The organism is Streptomyces camponoticapitis (genome assembly GCF_014646115.1).
Taxonomy (GTDB): domain Bacteria; phylum Actinomycetota; class Actinomycetes; order Streptomycetales; family Streptomycetaceae; genus Streptomyces; species Streptomyces camponoticapitis.
In genome coordinates this window covers 88,053-104,938 of the sequence record NZ_BMMV01000004.1, presented here as the reverse complement: position 1 = coordinate 104,938, position 16,886 = coordinate 88,053, and the positions used below count along the sequence as shown (strand labels likewise).

Annotated in this window: 12 protein-coding genes; 3 read left to right on the top strand and 9 right to left on the bottom strand. The window is 67.4% G+C overall.

Annotated elements, in window-relative coordinates:
• Positions 1-2: 2 nt before the first annotated feature.
• The 5 genes from IEY79_RS07525 to ngcE all read right to left on the bottom strand — a co-directional run bounded on the left by IEY79_RS07525 (position 3) and on the right by ngcE (position 6,181).
• On the bottom strand, positions 3-1,115 hold the full coding sequence (locus tag IEY79_RS07525; protein WP_229700729.1) for an ABC transporter substrate-binding protein: 1,113 nt from the start codon (positions 1,113-1,115) through the stop codon (positions 3-5).
• A 121-nt stretch (positions 1,116-1,236) separates the two neighbouring features.
• The gene (locus IEY79_RS07520) at positions 1,237-2,436 is read right to left on the bottom strand and encodes an ROK family transcriptional regulator (protein WP_189106545.1); all 1,200 of its coding nucleotides are present in this window, start codon (positions 2,434-2,436) and stop codon (positions 1,237-1,239) included.
• Positions 2,437-2,831: 395 nt separating this feature from the next.
• Entirely contained in the window at positions 2,832-3,755 is a 924-nt protein-coding gene (locus IEY79_RS07515) for a carbohydrate ABC transporter permease (RefSeq protein WP_189106544.1), read from the bottom strand.
• Positions 3,755-4,684, bottom strand: coding sequence for a carbohydrate ABC transporter permease (locus IEY79_RS07510; RefSeq protein ID WP_189106543.1), 930 nt, complete (start codon positions 4,682-4,684; stop codon positions 3,755-3,757). Before IEY79_RS07510 ends, IEY79_RS07515 begins: the two co-directional genes overlap by 1 nt.
• Positions 4,685-4,732: 48 nt before the next feature.
• Entirely contained in the window at positions 4,733-6,181 is a 1,449-nt protein-coding gene (gene ngcE / locus IEY79_RS07505; RefSeq protein WP_189106542.1) for an N-acetylglucosamine/diacetylchitobiose ABC transporter substrate-binding protein, read from the bottom strand.
• Positions 6,182-6,843: 662 nt separating this feature from the next.
• Between ngcE and IEY79_RS07500 the strand changes: the two genes are divergently transcribed.
• The 3 genes from IEY79_RS07500 (at position 6,844) to IEY79_RS07490 (ending at position 11,815) form a co-directional block, all read left to right on the top strand.
• On the top strand, positions 6,844-10,686 hold the full coding sequence (locus IEY79_RS07500) for a GH92 family glycosyl hydrolase (protein ID WP_189106541.1): 3,843 nt from the start codon (positions 6,844-6,846) through the stop codon (positions 10,684-10,686).
• 98 nt (positions 10,687-10,784) lie between these two features.
• Complete coding sequence (locus tag IEY79_RS07495) at positions 10,785-11,615, top strand: helix-turn-helix domain-containing protein (RefSeq protein ID WP_189106540.1); 831 nt, start codon at positions 10,785-10,787, stop codon at positions 11,613-11,615.
• Positions 11,612-11,815, top strand: a complete 204-nt coding sequence (locus tag IEY79_RS07490; RefSeq protein WP_189106539.1) for a DUF397 domain-containing protein — start codon at positions 11,612-11,614, stop codon at positions 11,813-11,815. Before IEY79_RS07495 ends, IEY79_RS07490 begins: the two co-directional genes overlap by 4 nt.
• Positions 11,816-11,840: 25 nt before the next feature.
• Here IEY79_RS07490 and IEY79_RS07485 read toward each other — a convergent pair whose 3' ends face one another.
• The 4 genes from IEY79_RS07485 to IEY79_RS07470 form a co-directional block, all read right to left on the bottom strand.
• Positions 11,841-12,008 (bottom strand): hypothetical protein, encoded by a 168-nt coding sequence (locus tag IEY79_RS07485; protein WP_189106538.1) that lies wholly within the window; start codon positions 12,006-12,008, stop codon positions 11,841-11,843.
• Positions 12,009-12,236: 228 nt separating this feature from the next.
• Complete coding sequence (acnA, locus tag IEY79_RS07480; protein WP_308426655.1) at positions 12,237-14,951, bottom strand: aconitate hydratase AcnA; 2,715 nt, start codon at positions 14,949-14,951, stop codon at positions 12,237-12,239.
• A gap of 309 nt (positions 14,952-15,260) precedes the next feature.
• The gene (locus IEY79_RS07475; protein ID WP_189106536.1) at positions 15,261-15,881 is read right to left on the bottom strand and encodes a dihydrofolate reductase family protein; all 621 of its coding nucleotides are present in this window, start codon (positions 15,879-15,881) and stop codon (positions 15,261-15,263) included.
• Between the two features lie 11 nt (positions 15,882-15,892).
• A complete protein-coding gene (locus tag IEY79_RS07470) occupies positions 15,893-16,768 on the bottom strand; it encodes a helix-turn-helix transcriptional regulator (protein WP_189106535.1) in 876 nt (291 codons plus the stop codon).
• Positions 16,769-16,886: the final 118 nt, after the last annotated feature.

Below are 16,886 nucleotides of genomic sequence, written 5' to 3'. Positions count from 1 at the left end.
GACTACTTGACGCCGAGGGTGTCGCACTTGGCCTTGAACTTCGCGGTGCAGATCTCGTCGACGGTGTAGATGCCGTCCTTGATGACCGTGTCGTTGATGTTGTCCTTGGTCAGCGAGACGACCGGGACGAGCACCGACGGGATGCCCTTGGTGGTGGCGCTGTCGACCTTCGTCTTGGCGATGGCGTCCAGGGACTCGCCCTTGGCGACCGCGACGGCCATCTCAGCCGCGATGGAGGCCTCGGTCGGGTAGGGCTTGTAGACGCTCATGAACTGCTCACCGGCGACGATGCGCTGCACACCCGCGAGTTCGGCGTCCTGGCCGGTGACCGGCGGGAGCGGGGTGATGCCGGCTCCCTTGAGGGCGGTGATGATGCCGCCCGCCATGCCGTCGTTGGCGGAGTAGACGCCGACGATCTTGTCCTTGCCCAGGGCGGAGATCGCGCCTTCCATGTTGGCGTTGGCGTTCTCCGGCTTCCACTCCTTGGTGTCGTACTCCTTGCCGATCGTCACCTTGCCCTCGAGGACGGACTTGGCGCCCTTCTTGAAGAGGGCGGCGTTCGGGTCGGTGATCGCGCCGTTCATCATCACGATGTCACCGTCCTTCGCCTTCGGGCCGAGCTCGTCCAGGAGCGCCTGGCCCTGGACACGGCCGACCTCTTCGTTGTCGAAGGAGACGTAGCCGTCGATGTCGCCCTCGGCGAGGCGGTCGAAGGCGATGACCGGTATGCCGGCGTCCTTGGCCTTCTTGATCGAGCCCGTGATGGCCTTGGAGTCGACGGCGTCCACGATCAGCGCGTCGACCTTGTTGGTGACCATCGTGTCGGCCTGCTGGTTCTGCGTCGACGCGTCCTGCTTGGCGTTGGCGTAGACGACCTTGCCCTTGCCGTCGGTCAGCTCGCTGACCCGCTTCTCGATCAGCGGCTTGTCGAACTTCTCGTAGCGCGCGGTCTGGTTCTCGGGCAGCAGCAGACCGATGGTCAGCGAGCCGTCCGACTTCTTGGACGACTCCTTCGCCGAGTCACCGGACTCCTTGGCGCTTCCACAGGCGGCGAGAGAGACGGCCATCGCGGTGGCAGCGGCAGCCACGGCAGCACGTCGGAGATGTGCGTTCACTTCAGAAACCTCCCTGACGAGGCCGCGACGTTGCGGCCGAGGTGGCTGGAAGTCAACTCCGCTGCGGACCCAGCGTCAAGGAGTAAATCCTTAACGAGATGACAACGGTGCCATTCGTTATCTAAGTGAAGACAGCCGAGCCGACAGGCAGAGTGCTCTCAAGTAGGGTCGAATCGCCCATTTCGCTCAGTACGAGGGCGAGGGCGCCGAGCACTTCCGCCCGGCCGCCGAGGGCTCCGGGAAGCACCGAGAGCTGTCTGGCGGCGCTGGGGATCGCGTACCGGGAGACCGACTCGCGTATGGGCGCGAGCACCAGCTCACCAGCCTCGGCCAAATCGCCGCCGAGCACCACCCGGCTGGGGTTCAGCAGATTGCAGAGATTGGCGACGCCGCTGCCGATGTGGCGCCCGACGTCGGCGATCACCCGGCGGCAGCCGGGGTCGCCCTCCCTGGCCAGCTGCACGACCCGCTCCATGGTCAGATCGCGGCCGTGGCTGGACCTGAGCAGCGGCAGTACGTAGCGGGCGGCCGTGAAGGTCTCCAGGCAGCCGCGGTTGCCGCAGCGGCAGACGGGGCCGGACTCGTCGAGCGTGATGTGCCCGATCTCACCCGCCGTACCGCCCGGTCCGCGGTAGATCTGGCCCTCTATGACCAGGCCGGCGCCGACGCCGCTGGCGACCTTGATGTAGGCGAGGTCCTTCACGCCCCGGCCGCTGCCCCAGACCAGCTCGCCGAGGGCCCCGAGATTGGCGTCGTTGTCGACGTACACCGGCACGCCGAGCCGCCCCGCCAACTCCTTGCTGGGGTTGATTCCCGTCCAGCCAGGCAGGATCGAGGTGGAGCCGAGCGTGCCCGAGACGACGTCGATCGGGCCGGGCACCCCGAGGCCCACGCCGATGACCTTCTGGCGGCCGATCCCGGTGGCCTCGATCAGCCGCTCCACCAGCTCTTCCGCCCGGCCGAAACCGTGCGCCGACGAGGCGTCCACGTCGAGCGGTTCGGACTCCTCAGCGAGCACCTGGTGGGCCAGGTTTCCCACGGCCACCCGCAGATGGGTATGGCCGAAGTCGACGCCGATGACGATGCCGGCGTCGCCGCTGAGCGAGACGCTGCGGGCCCTGCGGCCCCCGGCCGAGGTGGGCGTCACCTCGACGGTGCCGCCCTCCCTGAGCTCGCGGACGATGTTGGAGACCGTGGCCGCCGACAGTCCTGTGCTCCGGGCGATCTCCGCCTGGGTGAGCGAGCCCGCCATGCGCACCGCGCGTACGACCCGCTCCAGATTCGCCCGGTGCAGAGACGACTGTGACCCTGGAGTCTCCACAACTGATCCACTCCTGCCCTTGGCAGGCGGCACGACCACCGCCCCCGGCCGGGGTCGCGCCTATGAGGCCCCGACGTATCTCCAACTTGTGAACTCTAAGCTCAGCCTTTCGGGTCGCTTCCCGTCAAGACCTTGAGCAGTGCTGGAGCTGGATGGTCACGGTAGATACGCATCTGACCTGCGAACATCGGCGTTTTGGCGAAATCAGGCCAGTGGTGGTGGCGAAAAGTCCCCCTTCGGCTCGGGATGGATACCGAACGAACCCCCCGGACGAGGGCCCGGAATGCGGCGAACCGCCCCCCGGCGAGCGGCCGGAGGGCGGTTCGGTGAAGCGGTCGAGGGCTCCGTCGGCGGGCCGGCGGAGCGCCCCGGTGTGAAGCGGCGGGAGCCAGGAGCTACTTGAGCGCTCCCGCCGTCAGCCCGGCGACGACCTGGCGCTGGAAGATGATGTACGCGGCGAGCACCGGAAGCATCGCCATCACCAGTCCGGCGAAGAGCCCGGAGTAGTCGCCCTTGTAACCCTGGCTGACCGCCAGCTGCACCAGCCCCTGCGAGAGCACCTTCTTCTCCGGGTCGGTGTTGAGCACCGTCGGCAGCATGTACTGGTTCCACTGGCCGAGGAAGTTGAAGATACCCACGCTGATCAGACCCGGCTTGGCCATCGGCAGCATGATCTGGAAGAAGGTCCTCGTATGCGAGGCACCGTCGATGATCGCCGCTTCCGCCACCGAAGTCGGCAGCGTCCTGAAGAAGGACGACAGGAAGAACACCGTGAACGGCAGCGAGTAGGCGATGTACACCAGGATCAGACCGTGCGTGGTGTTCAGCAGCCCCATGTTGTTCATGACGAAGAACAACGGGACCAGCGCCAGGATGATCGGGAAGCTCATCCCTCCGACGAAGAGGAAATAGATGAAGCGGTTCCCGGGGAAATCGAAGCGCGCCAGTACGTACGCGGCCATCGAGCCGAGCACCAGAGTGCCGATCAGCGAGCCCCCCACCACCAGAATGGTGTTGAGGAAGTAGTCGCTCATGTGCGCCTGGGTCCAGGCCCGCGACCAGTTCTCGAAGTGGAGCTTGTCCGGCAGCGACCACGGCGAACTGAAGATGGAGTTGTCGTCCTTGAAGGAGGACATCACCGCCCACAGCAGCGGCAGCACGACCAGCAGCGCCCAGATGACCAGCACACCGTGCGAGAAGACGTTGAGGACGCCGCCCCCGGGACTCTCCTTCTCCAGTGGCGCGTTCACCTTGGTCACCGGCGGCCGGTCGCGCGGCTCCTCGGCGGTCGTGGCCGGAGGCGTGTCAGTGGTCTTCATCAGAACTCCAGCCGCTCGCGCCGGCCCAGCTTCGTCACGACCGCCGCGAAGGACAGCGTGACCACGAGCAGAGCGACACCGATCGTTGTGGCATAACCGGCCTGGGCGTCCCGGAAGGCCGTTTGGTAGACGTACAGCGGCAGGACCGTGGTCGAGTAGTCGGGTCCGCCACCGCCCGGCCCCACGGTCATGATCTGTACGACCGCGAACGCCTCGGCGCCGAGCGCCAGGATGCCCATGTAGATCCAGCCGGCCTGCACGGTGTCCCAGAGCAGCGGAAGCGTGATCCGGAAGAAGGTCGTGAACCGGTCCGCGCCGTCCAGCAGAGCCGCCTCGTAATAGTCCTTCGGAATGGAGGCCATTCCGGCGGAGAAGAGGACGACGAAGAAGCCGACCGTGCTCCAGATCAGGACCGCCATCACGCACCAGAGCGCGAGATCCGGGTCACCCAGCCAGAGCGGCTGGACATTGTCCAGGCCCACCGCGGAGAGCGCCGCGTTGATGGCGCCGCTCTCCGGGTTGTAGGCGAACTGGAAAAGCAGGGCGACGATCGCGATGGAGAGCACCTGCGGAAAGAAATACGCGATCTTGTAGAAACCCGAACCGCGTACGCCCGCGATCGTGGCGCCCTTTCGCTGCCGCCCGCCGACATTGATCATGAAGGCGAGGAACAGCGCGAGGGCGAGCGTCACCAGCGGAAGCAGCAGCACGAACAGCACGCTGTGCTGCAAGGACTTCCAGAAGATGTCGTCCTCGAACATCTTCTTGTAGTTGTCGAAGCCCACCATCTTGAAGTCGGAACTCAGCCCCGTCCAGTCCGTGAACGAGTAGTAGATGGACTGGATGAACGGCCATATGACGAAGATCGCGTACAACGCCAAGGGGGCGATCAAGAACCCCACGATGAACCGGTATTTACCGTGCTGCATGGATCCGACCCCGATCTGTGTGCGGATGCCGCCGCTGGTGACGCCTGCTCACTGGTGCTTGTAGTGCTTGATGGACTGGTCCTTCGCGGCGGCATCCGCGTAGCCCTGGATCTTCTTGATGGTCTCGGCGGGGGTGAGACGCCCGGCCATCATCTCGCCGAGACCGGCGACACCGATCTGCTCCTTCTGGAGCTTGACGTACCAGTCCTGGAGGCGCGGGTTGACGACGTTCTCGCCCGCCTTGTCCAGGGCCGCCACGGCCGACTTGAGGCCCGGGGTCAGCTCGATGCCGTCCGTGCCGCCGTTGAGGGCGGTCAGCGACTTCACCTGCGAGGTGAAGTTCTTCGACGACTCCTCGCTGAGCATGATGCGCAGCAACTCCATGCCGCCCTGCGGGTTCTTGGCCTTCTGCGGGACGATGAAGGGCTCACCGCCGGACGCCCAGATGGTGCCGAACGGCAGCTTGTCGGAGGAGTCGATGCCGGACGGCGCGCCGACGGCGAGGTTGAAGTCGGCCGGCATGGTCTTGGCCGCCTCGTTCTCCACCCACGAGCCGTTCGGGATGAAGAGCGCCTTGCCCTTCGTCCAGGCGGTCTGCGACTGGATGTGGTCCAGGCCGGGGGTGCCCTGGAGGATGTAGCCCTTCTTGTAGAGCTCGTAGTACGCCTCGAACGCCGTCTTGACCGCCGGGTCCTTCCAGGCGTTCGGCTCCAGGTTGTCGATCTTGTCGAGTACCTCGACGCCACCGATCTTGGCGATCATCGGGTACAGCGAGAACGGGATGTAGTACGGGTGCTTGCCCGCGTACGTCCAGCCGGCGATGCCCTTCTTCTTCGCCTTCGCGCAGAGCGCGAGCATGTCGTCCCACGTCTCGGGGTACGTCGCGTCGAGGTTCTCCAGCGCCTTCTGCGAGTACCAGACGCCGTAGACCGTGTAGGCGTAGTACATGATCCAGACGGGGTCGCCGTCGAACTGGCCCATCTCGACGATGCCGGGGCGCAGGGTGTCGCGCACCTTCTTGGCGGGGTCGTCGTACGACGGGGCGTCCATCAGGGCCGTGAGGTCGGTGAGCTGCTTCTTGCCCACCAGCACGCCCATGTCCATCTGCTCGGCGCCGGAGTTGTCGATCAGGTCCGGCGGGGTACCGCCGTTGAACCTCGGCTGGAGCGTGGACTGGATCTTCTCGGTCGCCGCGTGCTTGACCTTCGGGGCCTTCGGGAAAGCCGTGTTGTAACGCTTCTCCGCGTCGATGGCGTACTGCTCGCCGAAACCGCCGTTGAAGATGACGACTTCGAGCTGCGCCGTCTCGTTGGCTCCGAGGGGGTTCTTCGCCGAGGTCTTGCCCTTCTCGACCTTCTCGTCGCCGCCGCTGTCGCTGCTCGCGCAGGACGCCAGGAAACTCATCGTCGGCACGGTGATCAGGCCGACCGCTGCCGAACGCTTGATCAGATCACGACGGCCAAGGCCCTCATTGCTGTGAGCGGAGGTGGATCCCATGCTCAAGTCCTCGCCTTCTCCAGGACTCAGGCGGTGTACCGGTCGCCCGTCCTTCTCGCCTGAGGCAGAAGGGCCCCGCCACCGCGGTCAAATGAAGCTGGGTCGTGCAGGATTGTGGTGCTGATTGCGTACATGCAGTTGTACGTGTTGCCGTACGCGTTGTTGTGCGTCGTGCGTGAAGCGTGATGTGTGATGCGTGATTACAGCAGGAACGGCCTGAATGGTTCGCGGCGGGGTGCGTCACGGCGTCACGGCACCCAACCGTCCCCCGTCTCCCGGTCCTTCGCCGTGCGAAACCTGGCGAGGCGGACGCCGACAGGTATAGTCCACTTCAGGTCGGGTGAGCAAGATCGAAAGCAGGTTTGGGCGGGAGTCTTTCCCTAGTTGAGACCTCCGGTGGGTTTCGGAAGACCCGCGTGGCATCCGTACGGATCTCACCGTATTTTCCGGATCGCGTACGCCGCGATATCGGGCCCACTCGCGCGCCCCCGGCACGCATAGTTATGTGCAGATTCAACGAATCGCTTTTGGCGGAATGGCCGGTTTCCGTCAGCTCACACCGGCAACACCCTTGACACCATGCACCTCTTGCATCACTACTTAACCGGCGCATGACTTTTGACAACGTTGTCCATCATGCTTTCGCAGGAGGAAGGCTCGGGATGCCGCGCACACCAAGACCCCGGCACACGCAGTACCGCAACGCCGCCCTGGTGGCGGTCGCTTCGCTGCTCGTCGTCACCGCACACTCGGCGGCTGTCGCACAGCCGGCCAGGGCCGACGCCCCCAAGGACTCGTTCGCCTCCTCCTTCGAGGAGAGCGACACGCAGCCCGACTGGCGTGACACCGTCGACACCGGAGCCGACGGGGAGAAGCGATCCTCGGGCGTGACCGGGGAGTTCAACGCCGGCATCCCCGGCAACGTCACCGAACGGGTCGTGGAGCTGCGTGCCAGCGACGAGAACTCGGGCGGCGGCGAGGGCAAGGAGAACCTGGTCGACATCCAGTCCAGCACCAAGTGGCTGGCGTTCGAGCGGACCGCCTGGATCGAGTTCGACCTGGACGCGCCCACCAAGGTCGTGACCTACGCGCTGACGTCCGCGAACGACCACGCCGAGCGCGACCCGAAGGACTGGACACTCCAGGGATCGACTGACGGCAAGGAGTGGAAGACCCTCGACTCCCGGGTCGATCAGACCTTCGGCGAACGATTCCAGACAAAGTCATATGACTTCGACAATTCGACCGCGTACGCGCACTACCGGCTGGACATCACCAGGAACAACGGTGCGGGTGACGCCACCCAGCTCGCCGACGTGCAGTTCTCCGACGGCGACACCACCACGCCGCCGCCCGCCGACATGCGCAGCCATGTCGACAGCGGCCCCGGCGGCTCGCCCACGGCCAAGGCCAACGCCGGCTTCACGGGCAAGCGCGCGCTGGAGTACGCCGGCTCGCACAAGCCTGACGGCCGGGCCTACTCGTACAACAAGGTCTTCGACGTCGACACGGCCGTGCGCGCCAACACGGAGCTGTCGTACCGGATCTACCCCTCGATGCCGGAGACGGACCTGGGCTACCCGGCGACGAACGTCTCGGTGGACCTCGCCTTCACCGACGGCACGTACCTGAGCGACCTGAAGGCTCTCGACTCGCACGGCGGGCTGATGAGCCCTCAGGGCCAGGGCGAGGCCAAGCGGCTGTACGTCAACCAGTGGAACGCGGTCGCCTCCCGGATCGGCTCGGTCGCCGCCGGCAAGACGGTCGACCGCATCCTCGTCGCGTACGACTCGCCCAAGGGCCCGGCGAAGTTCCAGGGCTGGGTGGACGACATCGCGCTGGCCGTGAAGGCGCCCGAGAAGCGCCTCGCGCATCTGTCGGACTACGCGTCCACCACGCGCGGCACCAACTCCAGCGGCTCCTTCTCACGCGGCAACAACTTCCCGGCCACGGCCGTGCCGCACGGCTTCAACTTCTGGACCCCGGTGACCGACGCCGCATCCACGAGCTGGATCTACGAGTACGCGCGCGACAACAACAGCGACAACCTCCCGACGCTGGAGGCGCTGTCCGCGAGCCACGAGCCGAGCCCCTGGATGGGCGACCGGCAGACCTTCCAGCTGATGCCGTCCACGGCCGCCGGCACACCGGACGCGTCGCGCTCGGCGCGCGCGCTGCCGTTCCGCCACGAGAACGAGATCGCCAGGCCGCACTACTACGGCGTCACGTTCGAGAACGGCCTCAAGGCTGAGATCACCCCCACGGACCACGCGGCCGCGATGCGGTTCACCTATCCGGGTGACGACGCGAGCCTCGTCCTCGACAACGTCAACAACAACGGCGGTCTGACCATCGACGCCGCGAACCGCTCCTTCACCGGCTACTCCGACGTGCGCAGCGGCGGATCGGCGGGCGCCACACGGCTGTTCGTCTACGGCGTCCTCGACGCGGCGGTCAAGGACAGCGGAAAGCTGCCGGGCGGCGGCGGGCAGGACGTCACCGGCTTCGTGCGCCTCGACGCCGGGCAGGACCGCACGGTCAACCTGCGTATCGCGACCTCGCTGATCAGCGTCGACCAGGCGAAGAAGAACCTGGCGGACGAGCTGCCGGCCGACCTCGGCTTCGAACGGGTCAAGAAGGACGCGCAGCGCGCCTGGGACGGCATCCTGGGGAAGGTGGAGGTCGAGGGCGCGAACAAGGACCAGCTCACGACGCTCTACTCCAGCCTCTACCGGCTCTACCTGTATCCCAACTCCGGCTTCGAGAACACGGGTACGAAGAAGAAGCCGCGGCAGCAGTACGCCAGCCCCTTCGTGCCGAAGATGGGCACGGACTCCCCCACCCACACGGGCGCGAAGATCGTCACGGGCGAGGTGTACGTCAACAACGGCTTCTGGGACACCTACCGGACGACCTGGCCCGCGTACTCCTTCCTGACGCCGAAGAAGGCCGGGGAGATGGTGGACGGCTTCGTCCAGCAGTACAAGGACGGCGGCTGGATCTCCCGCTGGTCCTCCCCCGGCTACGCCGACCTGATGACCGGCACCAGCTCGGACGTGGCCTTCGCGGACGCGTACGTGAAGGGTGTCGACTTCGACGCGAAGGCGGCGTACGACGCGGCGCTGAAGAACGCGACCGTGGTGCCGCCGAGTTCGGGCGTGGGCCGCAAGGGCATGGAGACGTCGCCGTTCCTCGGCTATGCCTCCACGGAGACCCATGAGGGCCTGTCGTGGTCGCTGGAGGGCTACCTCAACGACTACGGCATAGCGAAGATGGGCGAGAAGCTCTACGAGGAGACGGGCAAGAAGCGGTACAAGGACGAGTCCGAGTACTTCCTCAACCGCGCCCGGAGCTATGTCTCGCTCTTCGACTCCGAGGCCGACTTCTTCCAGGGCCGGGACCTGAAGGGCGACTGGCGGGTCCCGAGCGACGAGTACGACCCGCGGGTGTGGGGCTACGACTACACCGAGACCAACGGCTGGGGCTACGCCTTCACGGCGGCGCAGGACTCACGCGGTCTCGCCAACCTGTACGGCGGACGCGCGGGTCTCGGCGACAAGCTGGACGAGTACTTCGCCACGCCGGAGACCGCGTCGGCGGAGTTCGTGGGGTCCTACGGAGGCGTCATCCACGAGATGACGGAAGCGCGGGACGTCCGGATGGGCATGTACGGCCACTCCAACCAGGTCGCGCACCACGCCACGTACATGTACAACGCGGCGTCCAAGCCCTGGAAGACGCAGGAGAAGGTCCGCGAGGTGCTCGGCCGCCTCTACACCGGCAGCGAGATCGGGCAGGGCTACCACGGCGACGAGGACAACGGCGAGCAGTCGGCCTGGTACCTCTTCTCCGCGATGGGCTTCTACCCGCTGGTGATGGGCAGCGGGGAGTACGCGGTGGGCTCGCCGCTCTTCACGAAGACGACGGTGCACCTGGAGAACGGGAAGAAGCTCGTCGTCTCGGCGCCGGAGAACAGTGACAAGAACATCTACGTGCAGGGCCTGAAGGTCAACGGCAAGGCGTGGAACTCCACGGCCCTGCCGCACGACCTGCTCGCCGAGGGCGGCACGCTGGAGTTCGACATGGGCGCGGAGCCCTCGACGTGGGGCTCGGGCAAGGACGCGGCCCCGGTGTCGATCACCCAGGACGACAAGGTGCCCTCACCGAGGACGGACGCGGTGACCGGCTCGGGCGCGCTCTTCGACAACTCGTCGAAGACGTCGGGCGCGGCGGGTGGCTCGGTGGATCTGCCGGTCTCGTCGGCGACGGAGGCGGTCCAGTACACGCTGACGTCGGCCAAGGCGGAAACCTCGCCGCGCGCCTGGGAGTTGCAGGGCTCGGCTGACGGCGAGACCTGGAAGACCCTGGACAAACGGTCGGGCCAGTCGTTCAGGTGGGACCAGCAGACGAGGGCGTTCTCGGTCGCCTCGCCGGGGTCGTACGAGCACTACCGCCTGGTGACGAAGGGTCAGGCCGATCTGGCGGAGGTGGAGTTGCTGCGCTAGCGGCGGTTCTGCTCAGGTGGACGGGTCCCGGCGGTGCGCCGGGGCCCGTTTCCTGTTTCCCGGGCACGGAACGGTGACGATTGACTACGCTGGGTCATATGCCGCAACCCAATGATCTCGACGCGTACGCCAACCCAAGGGCCTTCTACGGAGCGGAACTTCGCCGCCTGCGGGAGGAGGCCGGGCTCACCCAGACCCAGCTCGGCGAGCGGGTGTTCTGCACCGGCTCGTACATCGGGCAGTTCGAATCGGCGACGCGGTGGCCGATGGTGGACATGTCGCGGATGATCGATGAAGTGCTCGGCAGCGGCGAGCACTTGCAGCGCCTGGCGAAGCTGGCGCGGAGCACGAGTATCGCGGACTACTTCGCGGACGCGGCGGCGCTGGAGCCGTTGGCCCGGTCGATCTGCACGTACTCACCGCTGGTGATTCCGGGACTGCTCCAGACCGAGCGTTACGCACGCGCCATCACGCACGCGTCTCTGCCGCTCGCCCCGCAGGAGGAGGTCGAGGAGTACGTGCGCGCCCGGATGGCGCGCCAGCGCATCCTGGACGGCGATACGGCACCGACGCTCTGGGCCGTTCTGCACGAGGCGGCGCTGCGCGTCCCGCTGGGCGGTCCCGGCTGCATGCGCGAGCAACTGGGCCGTCTGGTCTCGCTGGGACGGGCCCGGCGGGTGATGGTGCAGGTGGTGCCGTACGCCGCTTCGGCGCACGCCTTCGTGCAGGAGACATTCCGTCTGATGAGCTTCGGCGACGCGCCGGACGTGGCGTACACCGAGGGCTCGCACACGGGCCAACTCATCGACGACCCGGCGCTGGTGGGCCGCTTCCACTCGTCATACGATCTGGTCAGGGCCGCCGCGTTGTCACCGATGGCATCCCTCGACTGGCTCGAATCGACGGCGAAGGACTACACGACACCATGAGCGCGACAGCCGACATGACCAGCCTCACCTGGCGCAAGTCCTCGTACAGCAACGGCGAAGGCGGCGACTGCGTGGAGGTGGCCGACGGCCTCCCCGGAGTCATCCCCGTCCGCGACAGCAAGGCACCCCAGGCCGGCGCGCTCGCCATCCCCGCACCGGCCTGGACGGCATTCGTCGCGAGCGTCAAGACCGAGACGTAGTCCGAGCCGGCCGTGGCCCCACCGCTCAGGCGGCGCGGGCCTCGAAGCGGAATTCGGGGGAAGCGCCGGGGTCGACCCGCGCGCCCGATTGCGGAGCCACCGCCAGGCGCTCGATGAGTTCAAGGGTCGGGTCGACGCCGCTCTCCTCGATGCGATCGATGTCGGATTTCAACCGGACGGATGCGCCGCGCAAGCCTGCCGCACTCTCACGCCATCCGGCCGTGGACCAGAACCGCGCTGGTCGCTTGGGCCACCCTCCCGGGTCCTCGACCTGCCGAAGTAAGAGACCCCAGCCGTCGAGCCTCGTCAGTGATCCACTTCCGACGCACGCCCTGCTGGAACCCGCACGCGCCGAGGGGCCGCACCCCACACACCGAAGCGCGTGAGGTGCGGCCCCTCGTCAACTGCCGTCCGGCAAGGCCTACTTGCGGATCAGGCTGCGGAGCACGTACTGCATGATTCCGCCGTTGCGGTAGTAGTCCGCCTCGCCCGGGGTGTCGATGCGGACGACCGCGTCGAACTCCACGCCGGTGTCGGTCGTGACCTTGACCGTCGCGGGCGTCGTGCCGTCGTTCAGCTCGGTGACGCCCGTGAAGGTGAACGTCTCCTCGCCCGTCAGGCCGTACGACAGCGCCGAGGCGCCCTCCGGGTACTGGAGCGGCAGCACGCCCATCCCGATCAGGTTCGAGCGGTGGATGCGCTCGTACGACTCGGCGATGACGGCCCTGACACCGAGCAGCGCCGTGCCCTTCGCCGCCCAGTCACGGGACGAGCCCGAGCCGTACTCCTTGCCCGCGAGGACGACCAGCGGGGTACCGGCCGCCTGGTAGTTCTGCGAGGCGTCGTAGATGAAGGAGACCGGTCCGTCCGGCGAAGTGAAGTCGCGGGTGTAGCCGCCCTCCGTGCCCGGCGCGATCTGGTTGCGCAGGCGGATGTTGGCGAACGTGCCGCGGATCATGACCTCGTGGTTGCCGCGGCGCGAGCCGTACGAGTTGAAGTCACGGCGCTCGACGCCGTGCTCGTTGAGGTACTTGCCCGCCGGGGTGTCCGCCTTGATCGCACCGGCCGGGGAGATGTGGTCGGTGGTGACCGAGTCGCCCAGCATGGCGAGCACGCGCGCGCCGGTGATGTCGGCGACCGGGGTCGTCTCCATCGTCATGCCCTCGAAGTACGGGGGCTTCCTCACGTAGGTGGACTGCGGGTCCCACTCGAAGGTGTTGCCGGTCGGGATCGACAGCGCCTGCCACTGGGCGTCGCCGGCGAAGACGTCCTGGTAGGACTTGTTGAACATGTCCTCGCCGATGGCGGAGGCGACGACCTCGTTGACCTCGGCCTCGGTCGGCCAGATGTCTTCGAGGTGGACGGGCTTGCCGTCCTGGTCCACGCCGATCGCGTCGCGCGTGATGTCCACCTTCATGGAGCCGGCGATCGCGTAGGCCACGACCAGCGGCGGGGACGCCAGGTAGTTCATCTTGACGTCGGGGTTGATGCGGCCCTCGAAGTTGCGGTTGCCGGAGAGCACCGCGGCGACGGCCAGGTCGTTCTCGTTGATCGCCTTGGAGATCTCCTCGTCCAGCGGGCCCGAGTTGCCGATGCAGGTCGTGCAGCCGTAACCGACCAGGTTGAAGCCCAGCTTGTCGAGGTACGGCGTGAGGTTCGCCTTGTCGAAGTAGTCCGTGACGACCTTCGAGCCCGGCGCCAGGGTCGTCTTGACCCACGGCTTGCGGGTGAGGCCCTTCTCGACGGCCTTCTTGGCGACGAGCGCGGCGGCGACCATCACGTACGGGTTCGAGGTGTTGGTGCAGGAGGTGATCGCGGCGACGGTGACGGCGCCGTGGTCGATCTCGTACGACGAGCCGTCGGGCGTGGTGACCAGGGTCGGGCGGGTCGGCACACCGTTGGAGGTGGCCGGCGAGTCGGAGGCCGGGAAGGACTCCTTGCCCGCCTCCTCGTCGTCCGTCACATAGTTGCGGACGTCGAGCGCGAACTGCTGCTTGGCGTTGGCCAGCACGATGCGGTCCTGCGGGCGCTTCGGGCCCGCGATGGACGGGACGACCGTGGCGAGGTCCAGCTCCAGCTTCTCGGAGAAGTCGGGCTCGGCGGCGGGGTCGAGCCAGAGGCCCTGCTCCTTGGCGTACGCCTCGACCAGCGCGAGCTGCTGCTCGTCGCGGCCGGTCAGCTTCAGATACTTGATGGTCTCGGCGTCGATCGGGAAGATCGCGGCGGTCGAGCCGAACTCCGGCGACATGTTGCCGATGGTGGCGCGGTTGGCGAGCGAGGTGGCGCCGACGCCCTCGCCGTAGAACTCGACGAACTTGCCGACAACGCCGTGCCCCCGCAGCATCTCGGTGATCGTGAGGACGAGGTCGGTGGCGGTGGTGCCGGGGGTGAGCTCGCCGGTCAGCTTGAAGCCGACGACGCGCGGGATCAGCATCGAGACGGGCTGTCCGAGCATCGCGGCCTCGGCCTCGATACCGCCGACGCCCCAGCCCAGCACACCGAGGCCGTTGACCATGGTGGTGTGCGAGTCGGTGCCGACGAGGGTGTCGGGGTACGCCTGGCCACCGCGGACCATGACGGTGCGGGCCAGGTGCTCGATGTTGACCTGGTGGACGATGCCGGTGCCCGGCGGGACGACCTTGAACTCGTCGAACGCGGTCTGGCCCCAGCGCAGGAACTGGTAACGCTCCTTGTTGCGGCCGTACTCCAGCTCCACGTTCTGCGCGAAGGACTCCGGCGTGCCGAACTTGTCGGCGATGACGGAGTGGTCGATGACCAGCTCGGCCGGGGCCAGCGGATTGATCTTGGCCGCGTCTCCGCCGAGCTCCTTGACGGCCTCACGCATGGTGGCGAGGTCCACGACACAGGGCACGCCGGTGAAGTCCTGCATGATCACGCGGGCCGGGGTGAACTGGATCTCCTGGCTCGGCTGCGCCTGCGAGTCCCACCCGCCGATCGAACGGATGTGGTCGGCGGTGATGTTCGCGCCGTCCTCGGTGCGGAGCAGGTTCTCCAGCAGCACCTTCAGGCTGTAAGGGAGGCGCGCTGAGCCCTCGACCTTGTCCAGCCTGAAGATCTCGTACGACTCGTCGCCCACGCGCAGCGTGCTGCGGGCGTCGAAGCTGTTCGCCGACACGACAGTCTCCTTCATGAATGTGCGCGTACTACCGCGCCGCGACGCATGTGCGGCTGACGCCGCGCGGTGTCGCCAACGGGCTGCTCGCCGATCCGCTAAGGTAAGGCTTAGTTAGGCTCGCCTTACTGCCTGGCGGCTGCGGTACGCCTTCGGCAGATATCTCGATGTCGAGATAACTCTAGTACATGACCGCTGCGAGGTCATGCCCGGGAGCCATGTGTTCGCGCCCGGATACCGGTGCCGCCCCTGGCGGCGTCGCGCGCCGCCAGGCGGTCCTCAGGCATCCCGGCGATGTCCGCCGTCCCCGCGCTACTTGAGGATCCGGTACTTGAGGTGGGTGGCGCCCGGGGTGTCGACCACACGGATCGGTTCGAGGTCGTGCGAGCCCAGGCCGAGGTTGTCGAAGAGCCGGAGACCGGCGCCGAGCAGCACCGGGATCACATGCAGCTGGAGCTCGTCGACGAGGCGGGCCCTCAGATACTGCTGGACGGTCCGGGCGCCGCCCGCGATGTCGACGTTGCGGCCGTCGGCGGCGGCCCTGGCCTGGTCGAGCCCGCTGTGGATGCCTTCGGTGACGAAGGTGAACGTCGTGCCGCCCTCCTTGACGAGGGCGGGCGCGGGCCGGTTGGTCAGGACGAAGACCGGGCAGCGGAAGGGCGGGGTGTCGCCCCAGAAGTCCACCCCCGAGTCGTACATGAGCCGGCCCATGACCACCGAGCCGGTCGCCTCGAACCACTCGCGCATGATCTCCGAGTCCTGGTCGGCCTCACCGCCGCCGGGGCCCGAGCGCTCGCGCCGGCTGGACTCGGCGTGGATCCAGCCGCCGATCCGGTCGGCGCCCTTGCCTCCGGGGTCGGCGACGCCGTGCTCGGTACCGGCGATATAGCCGTCGAGTGACATGGTCATGTCGGCGGTGACGGTGACCGTCATGGGGTGCTCCTTCAACTTTCCTTGGTGCTCGGGGAGTTGTCCGTACGACGCCCGTCACGTCGCGCGGCGTGCAGCGACTGGAGGAGCGCGAGCGAGTCGGCGTCGGCGCCGGGCGCGGCCGTGCCGACGAGCAGCTGCCGGCCGGGCGTCCCCTGGACGTCGAAGGTCTGGTACGTCAGCTCGATCCGGCCCACGTCGGGATGGTTGAAGATCTTTGTCTTGCGGCCGAGTTCACCGACGCTGTGGTCCTGCCAGAGCGCGGCGAACTCCTCGCTGCCCGCGCGCAGTTCGGCGACGAGCGCGGTGAGTACCGGGTCGTGCGGGTCATGGCCGACGGCCAGCCGCAGCGCCTCGACGCTGTCGCGTGCGACGGTCGGCCACTCGGCGAAGAGAACGCGGGCGGCCGGATCGTGGAAGAGCGAGCGGACCATGTGCCGACGGTCGGCGAGCGGGGACATGAGGGCGTCGGCGAGGGCGTTCGACGCGAGGACGTCGAGACGCCGGTTGACGATGTAGGCCACGGCCGCCGGGAAGGCACTCATCAGCCGCGCCAGCTCCGGGTCCACGCGCTCGGGGTCGGCGGCGGTGCGGTGCGGGGCTTTCAGGGCTTTCGGGGTGAGGCCGGCCAGGCGGTACGCGTGGCCGACGGCGTCCGCGTCGAGCCGCAGGGCCTGGCCGAGGGCGTCGACCACCGGACCGGACGGGCTGCGCTCGCGGCCTTGCTCCAGACGGGCGTAGTAGTCGGCGCTGACCCCGGCGAGGACGGCGACCTCCTCACGCCGGAGCCCGGCGACCCGGCGGGCTCCGGAGCTGGGCATCCCGACGTCGGCGGGCTTGAGCCGGGCGCGCCGGGCCCGAAGGAATTCGCCCAGTTCGTGACCGTTCATGGGTCGAAGCGTACGTCGCGGAGAGCCGCGCGGAGAGCACCGCCCGAGTGCCCCTGTGCGTGCCCGGGTGTGCCCGCCCGCGCCCGGGAGAGCCTGGGTGCGGCACACCCAGGAAGTC

Bases quoted from the DNA above. Each gene is read 5' to 3' on its own strand.
- IEY79_RS07490 (WP_189106539.1), top strand. From the start codon at position 11,612: ATGAGCGCGACAGCCGACATGACCAGCCTCACCTGGCGCAAGTCCTCG.
- IEY79_RS07470 (WP_189106535.1), bottom strand. From the start codon at position 16,768: ATGAACGGTCACGAACTGGGCGAATTCCTTCGGGCCCGGCGCGCCCGG.
- IEY79_RS07475 (WP_189106536.1), bottom strand. From the start codon at position 15,881: ATGACGGTCACCGTCACCGCCGACATGACCATGTCACTCGACGGCTAT.
- IEY79_RS07495 (WP_189106540.1), top strand. From the start codon at position 10,785: ATGCCGCAACCCAATGATCTCGACGCGTACGCCAACCCAAGGGCCTTC.
- ngcE (WP_189106542.1), bottom strand. From the start codon at position 6,181: ATGGGATCCACCTCCGCTCACAGCAATGAGGGCCTTGGCCGTCGTGAT.
- IEY79_RS07515 (WP_189106544.1), bottom strand. From the start codon at position 3,755: ATGAAGACCACTGACACGCCTCCGGCCACGACCGCCGAGGAGCCGCGC.
- IEY79_RS07510 (WP_189106543.1), bottom strand. From the start codon at position 4,684: ATGCAGCACGGTAAATACCGGTTCATCGTGGGGTTCTTGATCGCCCCC.
- IEY79_RS07500 (WP_189106541.1), top strand. From the start codon at position 6,844: ATGCCGCGCACACCAAGACCCCGGCACACGCAGTACCGCAACGCCGCC.